We start from the raw sequence: 16318 nt of genomic DNA, 5'->3' as shown, positions 1-16318 counted from the left end.
AATAACTTCCTCCAAACTAAGATTTCATAGATAGATTTTCTGATAACTTAAAAAAAACACGAATAGCGGAAAGGATGTCTTCATTCGCTAAAGAGTAATAAACTACTTTTCCATCTTGACGTGATTTTGCCATTCCATGTTTTTTTAAAAAACGTAAATGGTGTGACGTTGTAGCGACACTAGCAGTAAGTATTTCTGCTAAATCACATACACACATTTCCTTATAGGTTTCTAAAGCATAGAAAATTTTAATTCTAGAAGAATCGCTGAAACATTTCCCTAACACAAGTAAGTTTGAAAAATCTTTTTGATCCAATTTATTTTTTATTACATTTACTTTTTCTTTATGTACGATAGTCACTTGGCAAACTTTTTCCATTCATCTCACCTCACATTCAAACGATTGTTTGAATGAAGTATATCTATTTGATCACTCGTTTGTCAATCTACCTTAATTCCAATACACTATTATAAGCAATTTCATGTGTTACAACTTAATAGGAATTTAAATTTTATTATTAAATTTTTTAATCATTTACACGAAAATTAATTTTATAAAGAACATACTCTATACTTTTATTTTTTTTTTAAGAACTCAAAAAAGCGGAAAATCCCAGATTTAAAAATCTGAGTTTCCACTTTTGTCATTTCAAGGATGGACTATTGTCTCAGCCTCTTCTAATTTATTCTTAAGATATTTTTACTTTCTCTGCAGGTGCTGATACTTCTTTTTGTTCTTTTCGACCTTTCAACTTATACTTCATTAATCTCATGCCATTGAAAATTACCACCAAGATACTACCTTCATGAACCAACATTCCGATAGACATATTCATCCATTCGCTGAAGAAGACGCTGGTCAACAAGACCAACACTACTCCAACTGAAATCACGATATTTTGTTTCATATTATTTGCGGTGGCTTTTACTAATCCTAATGCGTGAGGCAAGTTGCTGAAGTTCGAGTTCATTAAAACGACATCGGATGTTTCAATCGCTACGTCCGTTCCGCTTCCCATTGCGATTCCAATGTCTGCTAAAGCTAAGGACGGACTATCGTTAACGCCATCTCCAACAAAGGCTACAATTTGACCACGTTGTTGAAGTTTTCCGATATAAGCCGATTTGTCTTCCGGCAACATGTGGCCGTGAGCTTCGGTCAAACCAAGTTCGCCGGCGACCACATCAACGGTTCCTTGGTTATCTCCTGAAAGAACGACTAGATTTTTCACGCCCAAGTCTTTTAATTCCTGCAAATTAGCTTTCACACCCGGACGGACTTGATCGCGAATGCCCATCAGTACTTTTAATTCACCGTCGACCGCTGTCAAAACGAGAGAGTTCCCTTGTTGTTCAAACCGTTTGACATCTTTTTGCACTTTTTTGCTGAGAGTGACATTTTCTTTTTCCATCAAGGCCACATTCCCAACAGCCACTCTATGTCCAGCTACACTTGAAACGATTCCGCCGCCTTTCACAACTTCAGTTCCTTCAACAGGATAAAAGTTTGTTTCTCCAATTTGATTTAAGACCGCTTTTGCTAATGGATGATCTGATTCCCGTTCCACACTGGCCAGATAGCCAAGCGTTTCAGCAGGATCTTTTTCATACAGTTCAGTCGCTGCAACGGTTGGGTTTCCGACAGTTAAAGTACCTGTCTTATCAAATACAATTGTATCCACATTACTGAAGTCTTGAATGACTTCACTCCCTTTTAAAAGAACACCGTTACGAGCACCATTCCCAATACCGGCAACGTTTGAGACAGGCACTCCGATAACTAATGCGCCTGGGCAACCTAGAACCAAGATGGTGATTGCTAACTCAATATTTTGACTGAACGCCCATACAACAATTGCCAGAACCAAGACAGCTGGTGTGTAGTATTTAGAAAAGCGATCAATGAACCGTTCCGCTTCGGATTTAGAATCTTGTGCTTCTTCCACGAGTTCAATAATTTTTCCAAATGTGGTGTCCTCACCAACTCGGTCAGCTCTGATTTGAATCGTTCCGTTTTCTAAAATGGTTCCTGCAAAAACTTCTGCATCAGCTAGCTTGTTGACCGGAATAGCTTCACCTGTAATGCTAGCTTCATTGATATGCCCTTCACCCGTAAGGACTATGCCATCTACTGGAACTTTCGCACCCGTTTTAACGAGCAAGATATCCCCTTCATCTATATCATCCACTTCTACTTCTTCAAATTCGCCATTATCCATTTGTTTCAAGGCGCTTTCGGGTGCCATTTCAGTCAATTCTTTGATAGCAGATCGCGTTTGGTTCAATGTTCGTTGTTCCAAGTAGTGTCCGAATAAGAATAAGAACGTGACAATAGCCGATTCTTCATAATTTTGAATAAAAAGCGCACCAATCGCTGCAATACTGACTAAGACATCAATACTGATGACTTTGACTTTCATTGCTTGAAACGCTTGAATGGCAATTGGCGTAATCCCAAAGACAGAGGCGATGATCAAAGACCACTCTGAAAGTCCTACGTTTTCTAAAACAAAGTGACTGAAGAAACCGAGTACGATTAACAATCCACTGATGACGGTGATAACATTTTTCTTGCTTAATATATATTGTTGCATGCTTTTTCCCTCCAAATTTAATTTCTCTTTTATTGATAAACACAGTATAAGATAATTGCCTAAGTAATTAATTGACTGACATCAAGTTTAGAAAGTTCTCTTTTATCGTTTCTAAGCACCTCGAATCGGATTGCAACAAAAAAAGCAATCCTGGAAAAATAGCTTTTCTTCCAGAATTGCCTAGTTCATTTAATCTGTTAAACGGCCTTGACTTTTGCTTTAAGAACCGGATAGCCTACGTTTTCGATAGCTTTTTGAATCTCTTCAATCGAAGTGACAGCTGAATCAAAATTGGTTTTGACTTTGCTGGAGTTGAATAATACTTTAATGCTGTCTTTATCAATACCGTTAACTGATTTCACGGCACCTTCAATTTTTTGCATACAACTTGGACAAGACAACGTTTCTAATTGCAATATAGCTTTTTCCATAATTCCTATCTCCTTTATGTGTTTTTATTTTATCGGCAGCAGATTAATGAACACTGCCTTTTCCTCTTTACAACTGTAGTATAGCTCACTTTTAGCAAACGAAAATTGACGCATATCAAGTTTTGCACTTCTTTTTATCTTTTTGCTCAATTCACCATCTTAATAGTCTTTTTCTGCCCCTTATTGCCATCAGAATAATAAGAAATTGGTGGATAATCTTGTCTGCGTATAAACCATACTACAATCGCGCCAATAAACAGGGCCAGAGACAAGGCTTGCGAAACGCGGATCCACTCGCCAATCCATAAACTGTCCGTTCGCATACCTTCAATGAAGAACCGACCCACTGAGTACCACAAAACGTAACTCAAAGCGACTTCTCCTTGACGCAAAAGCTGTTTTCGGTTCCGTATAGTGACGATGAGGACAAAGCCCAACAAACTCCACAATGACTCGTATAAAAAAGTCGGATGGTAGTAGGTACCATTCATATTCATTTGTTCAATGATAAATTCAGGTAAATAAAGATTTTCCAAGAATTGACGAGTAACCGGCCCACCATGAGCTTCCTGATTCATAAAATTGCCCCAACGACCAATGGACTGGGCTAACAATACATTGGGCGCTAAAATATCAAGAACGAGTGCCAAAGAAGTACCTTTTTTCTTTGCATACCAATATAGCGTACCCCCTCCTGCAATCAATCCCCCATAAATCGCAATGCCGCCATTCCAAATCGCAAGGATTTGTCCTGGATTTTGCAGATAATAACCAAGTTCAAATAACACATAATAAAGCCGAGCGCCGAGGAGTCCAATCGGAATTGCCCATAAGGCCATATCGATAACGGTATCCTCTTCCAGTCCTTTTTTCTTTGCTTCCTTGGTGCTCAACTGGAGAGCCGCTAATATGCCCGCTGCAATAATGACTCCATACCAATGAATCACAACAGAACCAATCTCCACCACATGGGGATTCAAAACGCCTAATACGAATCCCATTCTATTTGCTCCATTTCTTCAATTTTTCTCGTCATTCTAGTCATGGTGATGCTGAACAAGATTCCGGCTAAGCTCCATGGAAACCAAACAGTGAATACACTTTTATCTCCCTGGTCACTCGCTTCGTAATACGCCACTTTTCCGTGTCCGATTACGCCGGCTCCTTTTACAACTTCCTCTTCTTTTTCCATAGCTAACCTATCTGCCTCAACAACGTTAGACGTTTTTGCTTCGCCGCCAATCGTGTTCTTGGTGAAAGGGACGACAAAGAATGCCCCCGCTGCTGACAACGTGATGGCAACTATCACCCAAAAACAATGCACATTCACCCTACTTATTTTTACGTTTTGTTCGACAACCCTATCTTAAAGAAAAATAAAACAAAAAAACTTGAGGGTTATCATGTTTGTGCTTTTATTTTTCCAATGAATGAAGGTCGTTCTGTCTTAAAAAAGCCAAAAACGGACAGATGGAAGCAAAAGCACTGAGTTCTGTCCCGTTGTTAATGAAGAGCGACAGAACACCAACGTGTAGAAAAAAGTGTGTCCGATTATTCGCTGTAAAGCAATAAATCATCTAAATCCTGAATCTTGATCCTTTTCCCAGACAGCTGTTGAATCAATCCTTCGTCCTCCAATTCTCCAAATTTGCGACTGATGGTCTCAGGTGTCGTTCCTAAATAGGAAGCAATGTCCTTTTTTGCCATCGGCAGGGTGATGGTGGGAGAGTTGCCCATTTCAGGTTCCACATTTTCTGCCAAAAACAAAACTAAACGGGTAATGACACTCTCCACGGCTACTTGTGTCGTTTGACGTTCTGAACTTTCTAACCGTTTAGACATTTCCGCCAATAGTTTTAAAGAAATAGCTGGGTATTGTTCCAGAAAATCTTGGACATCTTTTTGCTGAATCATACAGACAACGGTATCTCGGGTTGCTTCGGCATATTCCTCGTGTACTGCATCCGGGTTGAACAAGGTCCATTCTCCGGTGAAATCACCAGGGTTCAAGATCCGCACTAGCTGCTCTTTGCCAGAGTCTGCCAATCGATAAATACGGATTTTCCCACGATTGATAATATATAAAGTATCCTCTTTTTCTTGTGAACGAAACAGAAACTCTCCTTTTCGATACTGTTTCGTGTGGGCTTTTTCAGCAATGTAATTCATCGCGCTATCCTCTAAGTGATTGAATATTGGAACCAAGCGGATACAGGCTGCGTGGTCGCCAATTTCATGATGGGTATGTTTAGTCAATTCATTCTCCCCCTTTATTTATTTTGTTTATATTCGCTGCTTTTATTATACGCCGTTTGTATAATTAAGCGAGACAAATAAAAAAGCCATTTATGTTACACTCAAATTATAATACCCGCTAAAGCATACAAGGAGAGTGAACACAAATGACTTATACCCATCTTACACCAAACGAGCTTGTAATGATAGAAGCATATTTTCATCAAGAAACTCCGGTTGCTATCGTTGCGAAGCAGCTTAAACGTGGACGCCAAACAATTTACAATGTCTATAACTTTCTCAAATGTGGTGGAACAGCACTTGAATACTTTGAACAATACAAAGAAAATAAGCGACGTTGTGGGAGAACCGAAATCATTTTTCCTGCTGAGGAAAAAGAATACATTGCAAAAAGATCAACTGAAGGTTGGACCCCAGACGTCATTATTGGCCGTGCAGAGCGAACCTTCTCTTGTTCAGTAAGTACCCTCTATCGCCGGTTTAAGACGGGAGAATTCAATGTTTTACATTTACCGATGCAAGGAAAACGAAAACCAAATGGTTATAAGGAAAAACGTGGAAAACAGGCATTCAAAAGAAATATTTCTGAACGTAAAAAAGATTATGTCGTTTTCGAAGAAGAATTTGGACATTTAGAGGGTGATACGATTGTCGGCATCCACCATAAAAGTGCCGTCATCACACTCGTTGAGCGACTTTCAAAAGCCATTATCGCCTTGAAACCAGAAGGCCGTAAGGCAGTTGATATTGAAAATTCGATTAATGAATGGTTTCAATCCGTACCCAAAAATCTTTTCAAATCAATTACCTTTGATTGTGGAAAAGAATTCTCTAATTGGAAAAGTATTAGTAATACGAATGATATTGATATTTATTTCGCAGACCCAGGAACGCCTTCCCAACGGGGATTAAATGAACATTCAAACGGACTCCTCCGAAAAGATGGACTACCAAAAGAAATGGACTTCAACCAAGTCAATCAAGGATTCATCTCATCCGTTGCGTCCAAAAGAAACCATATCCCTAGAAAATCACTAAATTACCAAACACCATTAGAAGTTTTTTTGAGTTACGTAAATGGAAAGTTTTGTCTCGCTTAATTTGACAAATAATAATATAAGTCTCTTACTACAAAAAAATTGATGCACATCAAGAAAATGGAAAAAGGACTGGAAAGAATTCCAATCCCTAAATCAGCTTCTACTTTTACCTTAATCTTCATCCTCATCAAGAGCGTCATCATCTTCTAATGCTTCTTTACCAATGAACGCTTGCAGCATCCAAATGTTCTTGTCTAAGTCATTTTTAAAAGCAATCAATGTATCTTCTAAAGCATCGTCACCCTCGTCTTGAGCTAAACGAATCGCGCGAATAGTTAGGTCACGAGTGCTTCTGAAGTCCTCGATAATATTTTCAACCATGTCTTCTGCTTTAGCGTATTTATTAACTGCATCTTCCGAAAGCATCGAATATTTTTCAAATTCAACCGTTGTCGAAGCAGGTTTATGCCCAGAAGTAATTAGACGCTCCGCAAGTTTGTCGAACCATTTTTCATTTTCGTTATACAACTCTTCAAATTTTTCATGCAACGTAAAGAAATTGGCTCCTTTTACATACCAGTGATATTGGTGCAGTTTCACATGTAATGTATGCATGTTGCCTAAAAGATGATCCGCAATGGCCGCTGCATTAATTTTCGTATGATGAACATGTTCCTTGTGTTCTTGTTCTTCTTGCAATCTTTCTTGGGGTGTTCTTTCTTGAGTAGCTTCATTTTCAGTCATGATTTATTCCTCCTATAATTTTGGTTTGTTTAAAATAGCTTTCTTTGATTCCTCCTTTTTCTTTACTGAATTTAGTATAGGATAGATTTCCGTTAAAAAAATTGACGCTCATCAAGAAAATTATTTCTTAATAGACGCCAGGCTTCTCTATTAAATTCAACTGAAATAATCAAAGGAATGAAGTCGTTCCCTCCAAACAAAAATTTCATTAAAGCAGGGCCTAAAATGTCATTTTTATACTTAATTGGCACAGTTTTTTCTAATTATTTGTCATATTCATAGTCAACTATAGCTGCAAAAGCAACTAATTTTGGAGATAGATTGAGATATTTAAAAATCTCTCATGAAAAATTAGTTGCTTTTGTCACTTAGCGCTGAAAATTTATGCCATTTATCTAGAAAAATGACAACCATGTTTTTCAATGTTATTATGATGTCTATTTAGGGTATACCTTAAACATACATGAAATAGTTTTTGTAATTAATAAAATTCATAGAAACACAAAACAAGATAAAGTCCATATAATTGTGTAAAAGATAAAAGGCCATGTAACAGCCCTTTTACGGTACAATGTTTTTAACCACAAAAACATACCCAGGAGGACGTTACATGACCCAAGTACATTTTACACTGAACAACGAAGAGGTTCAAAGTATTATTGAACATTCGGTAAAAGATGATGTTTCTAAAAATATTTTAACCACTGTTTTCAACCAATTGATGGAAAATCAACGAACAGAATATATTCAAGCCGATGACTATGAACGTTCAGAAAGTCGTCAGAGTCAAAGAAATGGCTATTATGAGCGAGACTTTACGACTCGTGTGGGTACACTCGAATTAAAAGTGCCTAGAACACGTGATGGTGAATTTTCACCGACGGTGTTTGAGCGTTATCAGCGAAATGAAAAGGCACTGCTCGCTTCAATGCTTGAGATGTATGTTTCGGGCGTTTCGACACGTAAAGTTTCAAAGATTGTTGAAGAGCTATGTGGAAAATCTGTATCGAAATCTTTTGTTTCTAGCCTGACTGAGCAGTTAGACCCGATGGTCAACGAATGGCAGAACCGTTCACTCTCAGGTACGAATTATCCTTATCTGATGACTGATGTTCTCTACATAAAAGTCCGTGAGGACCATCGAGTGCTTTCTAAAAGCTGCCATATTGCGATCGGGATAACAGAAGGTGGCGACCGTGAAATCATTGGCTTCATGATTCAAAATGAAGAAAGTGATGACACATGGTCCATCTTCTTTGAATACTTAAAAGAACGCGGCCTAAAGGGGACAGAACTCATCATTTCTGATGCCCATAAAGGGTTCTGTTGCAAAGTTTTAAATAAAGAATAAAATCCCTTACGGTATCTATGATTTAAGCTGGGATTCCCAATAATACCTTGATTTCAGTACAGACCGAAAACCCGAAGAGAGTGCCTTCTTTTCGGGTTTTCTTATATAATCCTCGAATGGCTTCCATGCCTTTAATCGTGGTAGAGGCAGTGCGTAAACTTCGATAGAATTTATTGCGTCTCTTTACTGGACGATGGTCTTGTTCAATCAAATTATTCAGGTATTTAATGGTACGATGTTCTGTCCCTTGATAAAAGCCGTATTCTTTTAGTTTCTTAAAGGCACTTGTAATAGAGGGGGCTTTATCTGTGACTACAACCTTCGGTTCATCAAACTGCTTCACTAACCGCTTAAGAAAAGCATAGGCTGCTTGTGTGTCCCGTTTTTTACGTAACCAAATATCCAAGGTTAAACCATCTGCATCGATGGCTCGATACAAATAATGCCATTTTCCTTTAATTTTGATGTACGTTTCATCCATTTTCCATGAATAAAAGGATTTTTTATTTTTCTTTTTCCAAATTTGATAGAGTAGTTTGCCATATTCTTGCACCCAACGATAAATCGTCGTATGAGAAACGTTAATGCCACGATCATATAAGATTTCTTGAACTTCACGATAGCTAAGGTTATAACGAAGATAGTAGCCCACGGCTACAATAATCACATCCTGCTGAAATTGCTTTCCTTTAAAATGATTCATCGTCATTCCTCCTGCTATCTTTTTCTATTATTCTACCTTATTTGATAGTAGATTTAAAACTTTGCAACAGAACCCTGAGAACTTAGATGAGGTTAAACTTTATTTATGGGAAGATAACGGAGAAATTGTCGGTTTTAGTGGTGTAAGTGCAGAAGAATTAGTTATGCTATTTCTTGATCCAGATTTTATTGGTAAGCGATATGGTAGTCAAATATTAATTGAGCTGATTGAAACTGAAGATATAAAAAGAATTGATGTTAATAGTCAAAATAAATATGCAAAACATTTTTATTTAAGCCATGGATTTGAAATTGAATCTGAAGAAGACTTAGATGGTTTTGGTAAACCATACCCTATAACGCATTTAGTAAAAAAATAATTCATGAATGGTTTATTACCTGATTGAACATGAATAAAAGTAATATTTTTATTTTGATGGCCTATTTCTAGGTTATGAATTATCCAGATCAAATTTGTGTATTACATTCAGTAATAAGGTGCTTATCTTAGGATCAACTTATGATACTAGCTGACCAAGGATGTACCAGTTATAGAAAATCAGTTAAAGTAAAAATGATAAAAATCTTATGTCAACACTGATTTAGGCTGACCTGTGGGTTAGGAGAAAGACAGGTCGGTAGCTTTTAATACAAAAAATGGCTTGTATGTATCTAGATAGTTAACTGAAATTAGAAATGTTCTTATTTTTAACGGAGTAAGAAAAATAGGCTGCTTTAGGTCTGAATACTTTTTCAATATAATGAAGATATCAAAGGCGACAGGAGTGTTTTTATGAATAAGAATCCTCATAATCTAAAGTTGGTAGCAGTAGATATGGATGGAACATTTGCTCGTACTGATTACACATACGATATCCCAAGGTTCAAGGCTGTTTTATCGCGAATGAAAGCTGTTGATTGTCAATTTGTTGTTGCAAGTGGAAATCAATACTACCAATTGAGATCGTTATTTCCAAATTATTATGATGAATTAAGTTTTGTTGCTGAAAATGGTGCTTTTGTTAAAGATAAAACAGAGGTACTATTTTCAGCCGATATGCCTAGAAAAGCGATCGAGGTGGTCCTTGATTTATGTAAAGACTATCCTGAAGTAAAAAATGTGATGTGTGGTCTGAATAGTGCCTACTGTGAAAGAGGAAAGGTGAGTCAAGCATTTTTTGATCTAACCAATATCTATTACCATAGATTAGAATGGGTAGCTGATTTTGCAGAAGTTCAAGATAAAATTTTAAAATTTGCTCCGACTATGCCTGTTGAAAAAACCGAATTTTACGTTGAATTGTTCCGTGAAAAATTAGCCGGGCTATTAGTACCTACCAGTAGTGGTCATGGTTCTGTAGACTTGATTCTTTCTGAGTGCCATAAAACTTTCGGCTTGAAAATGTTAGTTGAGCGCTTGGGGATTAATCCTGACCAGTGCGTTGCTTTTGGAGATGGGGGCAATGACATTGAGATGTTGGAGTATTGTGGTCTGAGTTATGCAATGGATAATGCAACGGAAGCTGTTAAGCAAGTTGCTAAGCATCAATGTCCTTCAAATGACGAAGACGGTGTTTTAGTGACGCTCGATCGATTGTTCCCTAACACGTAAACACTAGGTAATTCATCAAAAAACCTCGATATAAGAAATATTCGAGGTTTTAAAACTATATTTAGAACAGATTTACGAAGCGTCTGATGAGTCAAAATAGACTTGGACATTGCTATCTAAAATACCACTTTCATTCTTTAAACGAATTGTTTGATTTGATGGAGTTACCTCTAATACTAAATGCCCATTAATAAAGGTAGTATCGTATTCAGATGTTTTAACTGTTGCTTCTTCGCAAGGTATTGTTAAATCATATGCTGGAATATAATGTTGTGTGGAAACTAATAAAAAATGATCACCAATCATACAGCATCCCTCTGCTGAAGAAAATTGATTAGAGCCATCATTTAAAGTTAACAAGAATCCATCCTTTAAACGAGGTACTTGCTTAAATACTTCTGGTTGTACTTCTAAAAATAAATTATCGCTCATTTTCACGACCACCATTGACTTCCACAGTTGAAATTGACATTTTATTTAACACACCTATTCCCCCTTAACTATAACTCAATTCTATATAAAAAATATTCTATTCTCAAATAATTGAACTTTTCAAATCGCCAATTTACTTCGGCTTTATCAGAGCTCATTCATATCAAGAGCGATTAACGCTGTAAAAAGTGAACTACTCACCACTTAGCTAAACCTGACGGTTCTTAACGCTTGAAGTGGGAGCTTCTTGGGAATAGAGCATACTTGATAGCGTATTTCTTTACTAACAGCGGTGTCTCTTATTTACCAAGCTATCCCCGTAGTTCCTACGGTTCTTGATGATTGGATCTAAGCCAATCCCATAGAATGTAGTCTTAGACCTTCGGTCAGAATATTGATACTAGCATTGATATCACGATCATGATGAGTATGACAAACAGGACAAGTCCATTCTCGAATTTCAAGAGATTTCTTGCCATCTTTATGTCCGCACTCTGAACAAATCTGACTAGACGGAAACCATTTATCTACTTTGATGATTTTTCGTCCATACCAGTCAGCCTTGTATTGTAATTTAGTCACAAACTTTGACCAAGAAACATCAGAAATACTTTTAGCTAATTTATGATTTCGCAACATACCTTTTGTGTTTAAGTCTTCAATACAGATAATATCGTGATTTTTGATCATTTCTGTACTCAACTTATTCAGAAAATCAGTACGTTGATTCATTACTTTTTCATGCAATCTAGCTACTTTGCGTTTTTGTTTTTGATAATTTTTAGCTTCAAATAGATTGGTACCTTTATTTTTAGCCAATAAAGCACGCCTAGACAATTTGCGTTGTTCACGCTTTAGTTTCTTTTCCATTTTGGACGTGAATTTATTATTATCAATTTTTTGTCCATCAGAAAGAATCGCAAAGTCCATAATACCTAAGTCAATACCAATTGTGGAATTAGTTTTAGGTAATTCGATAATTTCTTCTTTACACAACAAAGAAATATAGTATTTACCGCTAGAATGACGTGATATTGTAGCAGATTTGATAATCCCTTTTGGTTGTCTATGAAGCTTAATTCTTACTAATGACTTCAATTTAGGAACTTTGATGAATTTACTATCAATCAAAGCAATTGTACCATTTTGATTATTCGTTGTATAACTCTGAACAGGATTTTTCTTACTTTTGAAACGTGGAAATCCAACGGATTTATCCCGAAAAAAATTCTTGTATGCTTTATCTAAATTAAGTTGGGCATTGGCTAAAGCAAGGCTATCAATTTCTTTCAAAAACGGAAATTCTTTCTTGTATTTAGCTGGTGTCGGAAAAGTCATTTTTTTAGAAGAATCATTTTTAACTTCTTCATACGCCTTTTTTCGGTCATCAAGCATTAGATTGTAGACCTTACGGACACAACCAAAAGATTTGGCAAAGAAGATTTCTTGTTCCTCTGTTGGATAGATTCTGAATTTGTATGCTTTTAGTTGTTCCATAAAGTTCACCTACTTTCTATTTATGATTGTTTCCTTGATTTTGGATATACTTCTTAATCACATCAATTGGTGCGCCACCAGTTGTCAGAAGACAAAAGCTTTTAGACCAGAACATTTCTTTCCAAAGAAATTGTTTGACTCTTGGAAAGTCACGTTTTATCAATCTTGAGCTGGCACTTTTATAGGCATTGATGAATTTTGTCAATTCTGTTTTAGGTTGAGCTTTGAACATAATATGAACGTGGTCTTTATCATGATTCCACTCCACTAAAGTAATGTGATACGATTCTGAAATTCTTTCAAAAGTAGTTTTGGCATAATCAGATATTTCATCATCAATCACTTGTCTACGATATTTCGTTACTAAAACAAGGTGGTAATAAAGAAGAAATACTGAATGATTATTTGTATCTAATTCCATGTTATATCAACTCATTTCTTGTATAGACTGATTGTAACATGGGACAAAATAAAAAGGCAATACGCCTTAGTTGTCGGTCTTCGAGTTACCAACGGTAACCCTCATACCGAACGGCATTCATCACCCACCTATAGAGGATGGGCGACTTCTGCCTAATTCTGTTAAACGAGAATTCTAACGGGATTCTGCGTCGTAATGGACTGCCGAAATCAATGGATTTTAGAAAAGTGAATCAGACATTTATTTCCAGTGTCAGCAATCAACGTAATCATATTCCAAGAAAATCATTGAATTACAGAACACCAATCGAAATATTTTTGAGCTATGTACAAGAAGCATTTTATTCTAGCTTAATTTGTCAAATCATATATTCCCAGACTATAATCTAAGTTACAAATAAATTAATTACATTTTCAAACATTTTTTAGCTAACCTTTACTTTCCAACTATGTATGCAAACTATTCAACACAAAACAACAATCTATTACTTTGTTAAACTTAGAAATAGATTGTTGTTTTGAGTCAAGTCCATAATCCTGTGTAAAATACTATACAATGTTTTACCGGTCTCTCATTGATCAAACTTAATATATTTTCTTGTAGAACTGAGCCATTCGTCATGAAGGTCCATAAGGACAGCTCCAATTAATCGATTGGCAGACGTTCGGTTGGGAAAAATCCGAATAATCTTTTCTCTTCTGCGGACTTCCTGGTTCAGTCGTTCAAGAAGGTTGGTGCTTTTTAGCCGATTATGACTATTTCCGATAACCGTGTATTGAAAGGCATCTTCGAAGCCATTATCCAATATTTCGCAGGCTTTTGTATATTTAGGCTGGTCGATATATTCACCGACTAAGGCATTCTTAGCTGTTCGAGCGAGTTCAATATCCGTAAACTTAAAGATCGCTTTTACTGCTTCTCTAAACGGTTTTGAATTCTTTTTTGGAATGGAACTGAAGGTTCTGTTGCAAAGTTTTAAATCTACTATCAAATAAGGTAGAATAATAGAAAAAGATAGCAGGAGGAATGACGATGAATCATTTTAAAGGAAAGCAATTTCAGCAGGATGTGATTATTGTAGCCGTGGGCTACTATCTTCGTTATAACCTTAGCTATCGTGAAGTTCAAGAAATCTTATATGATCGTGGCATTAACGTTTCTCATACGACGATTTATCGTTGGGTGCAAGAATATGGCAAACTACTCTATCAAATTTGGAAAAAGAAAAATAAAAAATCCTTTTATTCATGGAAAATGGATGAAACGTACATCAAAATTAAAGGAAAATGGCATTATTTGTATCGAGCCATCGATGCAGATGGTTTAACCTTGGATATTTGGTTACGTAAAAAACGGGACACACAAGCAGCCTATGCTTTTCTTAAGCGGTTAGTGAAGCAGTTTGATGAACCGAAGGTTGTAGTCACAGATAAAGCCCCCTCTATTACAAGTGCCTTTAAGAAACTAAAAGAATACGGCTTTTATCAAGGGACAGAACATCGTACCATTAAATACCTGAATAATTTGATTGAACAAGACCATCGTCCAGTAAAGAGACGCAATAAATTCTATCGAAGTTTACGCACTGCCTCTACCACGATTAAAGGCATGGAAGCCATTCGAGGATTATATAAGAAAACCCGAAGAGAAGGCACTCTCTTCGGGTTTTCGGTCTGTACTGAAATCAAGGTATTATTGGGAATCCCAGCTTAAATCATAGATACCGTAAGGGATTTTATTCTTTATTTAAAACTTTGCAACAGAACCAGTCTGTCTTATAGCTTGGGGAAATGACATAGGATCTGCTAATAATTTCTGCAACAGGTCCACTCGTCGTCAATCCGTACGTTTTTCCTAAAACGGATACCCAGACCTTTCTAAACATCTGAATCATCAATTTTCTACTCATTGATAAAAAAGAATCCTTATCAATGTGATGCACCAAATGCTGTACTTCATTCTTTATCGAAGAAAAATTTTCATTGAAATTACCTTCATTTATCAGCTGAGTAATTTTTTCCAAAATCGAATCATAATCAAACGGTTTGATTCGATCCGTTTTTATCTTTTGATTTTTCTTTATCAATAAACTAGCAATCGGCAAGCTTTCTACTTCGGATTCCAGCATATTTAACTGAATCAAGATCTCATTTTTCCCAATCGTTAATGGTTCTTCTTGTGTTCGACTATACACATCCGCACAACTGATTTTAATGATATTCTTCAGCTTACCAATATTCCCACTAAAGGGATGAGATAACATTAAAGACAAGGCTTCTCTTGAAACAATAATATCTTTTTGTAAAACATCCGCTTCATTTTGAAAAAATAATTGAATCAGCTCTAATCGTTCTCGAATGGGGCGATCTTCAAAAGTTGGCAACATAACACTAATTTGAATACGCCGATCAAAGGTGTCTAATAAATAATTTTCACCTTTTTCCGTCGTGGCGAAAATAAAACGAACCTTAGCAGAATGCCAATTTACATTTTCACCGACTGGACGATAGTTTCCAGTATCAATAAATAGAAAGAGCTTTTCTTGATTTTCTTTCGATAGGCGATGGACCTCATCGAGAAAAAGATAGCCGTTGTTGGCCGTTGCCAATAAACCATCGGTATCCTTTTCAGCCCCCGTAAAGGCCCCCTTCTTGTATCCAAACAGTGTTGCCGAAAGCAGTTCGGGATTGTCCGCATAATCGGCACAGTTTAAGATAGCAAATGGTGCATCTTTTTCAATAATTTGCTCATGGATAGCGTATTCAAAAATTTTTGTGGCTAAAAAACTTTTTCCAACACCCGTGGCTCCATTTATTAATACACTGAGTCCGTTAGGCGGATATTTGACAGCGGCTATACATTTTTGAATGACCTCTCTCAGACTTCCGTCATGACCAACTACAGAATGAAAGGCTTCGTTTATTTGCTCCGTATTATCTACAACCGCATATTCATCTAAAGGCTTCCACAAAACAGGCTTTCCCGGTAATTTCTCGACCTTTTTATCTTCCACTAATCTCGTCAAATAATGGCTGGCATTCTGACGAGAGATACCTAGATTCTTCGAAATTTTCTCGGCAGTGACAGAAGACATATTCCCTGTTAGTCGTATCAGCTCATCAAAAACTCGATCTTTAGCGCTCTTTTTCATTTTTTCCTCCAGTTTAATGTGTCTAAAAGCATAATAAACTATCGGCTGCAATATGTCTATTCTATATTTGTATTCCAATTTTTACTT

Annotated in this window: 15 protein-coding genes and 4 pseudogenes; 6 read left to right on the top strand and 13 right to left on the bottom strand. The window is 36.6% G+C overall.

All coding sequences use genetic code 11. The features are described 5' to 3' along the window. Positions 1-16: 16 nt before the first annotated feature. From IGL15_RS03270 to IGL15_RS03245, 6 genes are all read right to left on the bottom strand, one after another. Positions 17-379 carry an ArsR/SmtB family transcription factor gene (locus IGL15_RS03270; RefSeq protein ID WP_002341318.1) on the bottom strand — a complete coding sequence of 121 codons (363 nt, stop codon included), beginning with the start codon at positions 377-379 and terminating at the stop codon, positions 17-19. Between the two features lie 310 nt (positions 380-689). Next, positions 690-2594: a heavy metal translocating P-type ATPase gene (locus IGL15_RS03265; RefSeq protein WP_096705483.1), complete on the bottom strand. Its 1905-nt coding sequence runs from the start codon at positions 2592-2594 to the stop codon at positions 690-692. A 197-nt stretch (positions 2595-2791) separates the two neighbouring features. After that, positions 2792-3025, bottom strand: a complete 234-nt coding sequence (locus IGL15_RS03260; protein ID WP_002301447.1) for a heavy-metal-associated domain-containing protein — start codon at positions 3023-3025, stop codon at positions 2792-2794. 146 nt (positions 3026-3171) lie between these two features. Then, positions 3172-4026 carry a prolipoprotein diacylglyceryl transferase gene (gene lgt / locus IGL15_RS03255; protein ID WP_002300937.1) on the bottom strand — a complete coding sequence of 285 codons (855 nt, stop codon included), beginning with the start codon at positions 4024-4026 and terminating at the stop codon, positions 3172-3174. Next, positions 4011-4349, bottom strand: coding sequence for a hypothetical protein (locus IGL15_RS03250; RefSeq protein WP_002300938.1), 339 nt, complete (start codon positions 4347-4349; stop codon positions 4011-4013). The genes lgt and IGL15_RS03250 overlap by 16 nt, the downstream gene beginning before the upstream one ends. A 227-nt stretch (positions 4350-4576) precedes the next feature. After that, entirely contained in the window at positions 4577-5281 is a 705-nt protein-coding gene (locus tag IGL15_RS03245; RefSeq protein WP_002336879.1) for a Crp/Fnr family transcriptional regulator, read from the bottom strand. Between the two features lie 146 nt (positions 5282-5427). Between IGL15_RS03245 and IGL15_RS03240 the strand changes: the two genes are divergently transcribed. Next, positions 5428-6381: an IS30 family transposase gene (locus tag IGL15_RS03240; RefSeq protein ID WP_002333767.1), complete on the top strand. Its 954-nt coding sequence runs from the start codon at positions 5428-5430 to the stop codon at positions 6379-6381. A gap of 111 nt (positions 6382-6492) precedes the next feature. On the opposite strand, the gene IGL15_RS03235 is transcribed toward IGL15_RS03240, so the two are convergent. Continuing rightward, complete coding sequence (locus tag IGL15_RS03235; RefSeq protein WP_002326536.1) at positions 6493-7065, bottom strand: Dps family protein; 573 nt, start codon at positions 7063-7065, stop codon at positions 6493-6495. 610 nt (positions 7066-7675) lie between these two features. Between IGL15_RS03235 and IGL15_RS03230 the strand changes: the two are divergent. After that, positions 7676-8386 (top strand): annotated as a pseudogene (locus tag IGL15_RS03230) (IS256-like element IS1542 family transposase); the annotation flags it as partial. A 52-nt stretch (positions 8387-8438) separates the two neighbouring features. Here IGL15_RS03230 and IGL15_RS03225 read toward each other — a convergent pair. After that, positions 8439-9119, bottom strand: a complete 681-nt coding sequence (locus IGL15_RS03225; protein ID WP_001015311.1) for an IS6-like element IS1216 family transposase — start codon at positions 9117-9119, stop codon at positions 8439-8441. Between the two features lie 16 nt (positions 9120-9135). Between IGL15_RS03225 and IGL15_RS03220 the strand changes: the two genes are divergently transcribed. Further along, positions 9136-9498, top strand: a complete 363-nt coding sequence (locus tag IGL15_RS03220) for a GNAT family N-acetyltransferase (RefSeq protein ID WP_317910259.1) — start codon at positions 9136-9138, stop codon at positions 9496-9498. A gap of 413 nt (positions 9499-9911) precedes the next feature. Further along, positions 9912-10730 (top strand): Cof-type HAD-IIB family hydrolase, encoded by an 819-nt coding sequence (locus IGL15_RS03215; RefSeq protein ID WP_002316734.1) that lies wholly within the window; start codon positions 9912-9914, stop codon positions 10728-10730. Between the two features lie 72 nt (positions 10731-10802). Here IGL15_RS03215 and IGL15_RS03210 read toward each other — a convergent pair whose 3' ends face one another. From IGL15_RS03210 to tnpA, 3 genes are all read right to left on the bottom strand, one after another. Beyond that, entirely contained in the window at positions 10803-11162 is a 360-nt protein-coding gene (locus IGL15_RS03210) for an iron-sulfur cluster biosynthesis family protein (RefSeq protein WP_002303333.1), read from the bottom strand. A 348-nt stretch (positions 11163-11510) separates the two neighbouring features. Beyond that, on the bottom strand, positions 11511-12659 hold the full coding sequence (gene tnpB, locus IGL15_RS03205; RefSeq protein ID WP_002323589.1) for an IS200/IS605 family element RNA-guided endonuclease TnpB: 1149 nt from the start codon (positions 12657-12659) through the stop codon (positions 11511-11513). Between the two features lie 16 nt (positions 12660-12675). Next, on the bottom strand, positions 12676-13080 hold the full coding sequence (gene tnpA, locus IGL15_RS03200) for an IS200/IS605-like element ISEfa4 family transposase (RefSeq protein WP_002287522.1): 405 nt from the start codon (positions 13078-13080) through the stop codon (positions 12676-12678). Positions 13081-13241: 161 nt separating this feature from the next. Between tnpA and IGL15_RS03195 the strand changes: the two are divergent. Continuing rightward, a pseudogene (locus IGL15_RS03195) lies at positions 13242-13469 on the top strand (IS30 family transposase); the annotation flags it as partial. 182 nt (positions 13470-13651) lie between these two features. Here IGL15_RS03195 and IGL15_RS03190 read toward each other — a convergent pair. Continuing rightward, a pseudogene (locus tag IGL15_RS03190) lies at positions 13652-14038 on the bottom strand (transposase); the annotation flags it as partial. 74 nt (positions 14039-14112) lie between these two features. On the opposite strand from IGL15_RS03190, the gene IGL15_RS03185 reads away from it, so the two are divergent. Further along, entirely contained in the window at positions 14113-14793 is a 681-nt protein-coding gene (locus IGL15_RS03185; protein WP_438766636.1) for an IS6-like element IS1216 family transposase, read from the top strand. A gap of 55 nt (positions 14794-14848) precedes the next feature. Here IGL15_RS03185 and IGL15_RS03180 read toward each other — a convergent pair. Further along, positions 14849-16309 (bottom strand): annotated as a pseudogene (locus tag IGL15_RS03180) (sigma 54-interacting transcriptional regulator); the annotation flags it as partial. Between the last annotated feature and the right edge of the window lie 9 nt (positions 16310-16318).

The organism is Enterococcus sp. DIV0436a, assembly GCF_051711605.1.
GTDB classification, from domain to species: domain Bacteria; phylum Bacillota; class Bacilli; order Lactobacillales; family Enterococcaceae; genus Enterococcus_B; species Enterococcus_B faecium.
Note: the sequence above shows the minus strand (reverse complement) of the source record. Positions and strands in the feature narration are given on the sequence as shown.

Bases quoted from the DNA above. Each gene is read 5' to 3' on its own strand.
- IGL15_RS03270 (WP_002341318.1), bottom strand. From the start codon at position 379: ATGGAAAAAGTTTGCCAAGTGACTATCGTACATAAAGAAAAAGTAAAT.
- IGL15_RS03265 (WP_096705483.1), bottom strand. From the start codon at position 2,594: ATGCAACAATATATATTAAGCAAGAAAAATGTTATCACCGTCATCAGT.
- IGL15_RS03260 (WP_002301447.1), bottom strand. From the start codon at position 3,025: ATGGAAAAAGCTATATTGCAATTAGAAACGTTGTCTTGTCCAAGTTGT.
- lgt (WP_002300937.1), bottom strand. From the start codon at position 4,026: ATGGGATTCGTATTAGGCGTTTTGAATCCCCATGTGGTGGAGATTGGT.
- IGL15_RS03240 (WP_002333767.1), top strand. From the start codon at position 5,428: ATGACTTATACCCATCTTACACCAAACGAGCTTGTAATGATAGAAGCA.
- IGL15_RS03235 (WP_002326536.1), bottom strand. From the start codon at position 7,065: ATGACTGAAAATGAAGCTACTCAAGAAAGAACACCCCAAGAAAGATTG.
- IGL15_RS03225 (WP_001015311.1), bottom strand. From the start codon at position 9,119: ATGAATCATTTTAAAGGAAAGCAATTTCAGCAGGATGTGATTATTGTA.
- IGL15_RS03215 (WP_002316734.1), top strand. From the start codon at position 9,912: ATGAATAAGAATCCTCATAATCTAAAGTTGGTAGCAGTAGATATGGAT.
- IGL15_RS03210 (WP_002303333.1), bottom strand. From the start codon at position 11,162: ATGAGCGATAATTTATTTTTAGAAGTACAACCAGAAGTATTTAAGCAA.
- tnpB (WP_002323589.1), bottom strand. From the start codon at position 12,659: ATGGAACAACTAAAAGCATACAAATTCAGAATCTATCCAACAGAGGAA.
- tnpA (WP_002287522.1), bottom strand. From the start codon at position 13,080: ATGGAATTAGATACAAATAATCATTCAGTATTTCTTCTTTATTACCAC.
- IGL15_RS03185 (WP_438766636.1), top strand. From the start codon at position 14,113: ATGAATCATTTTAAAGGAAAGCAATTTCAGCAGGATGTGATTATTGTA.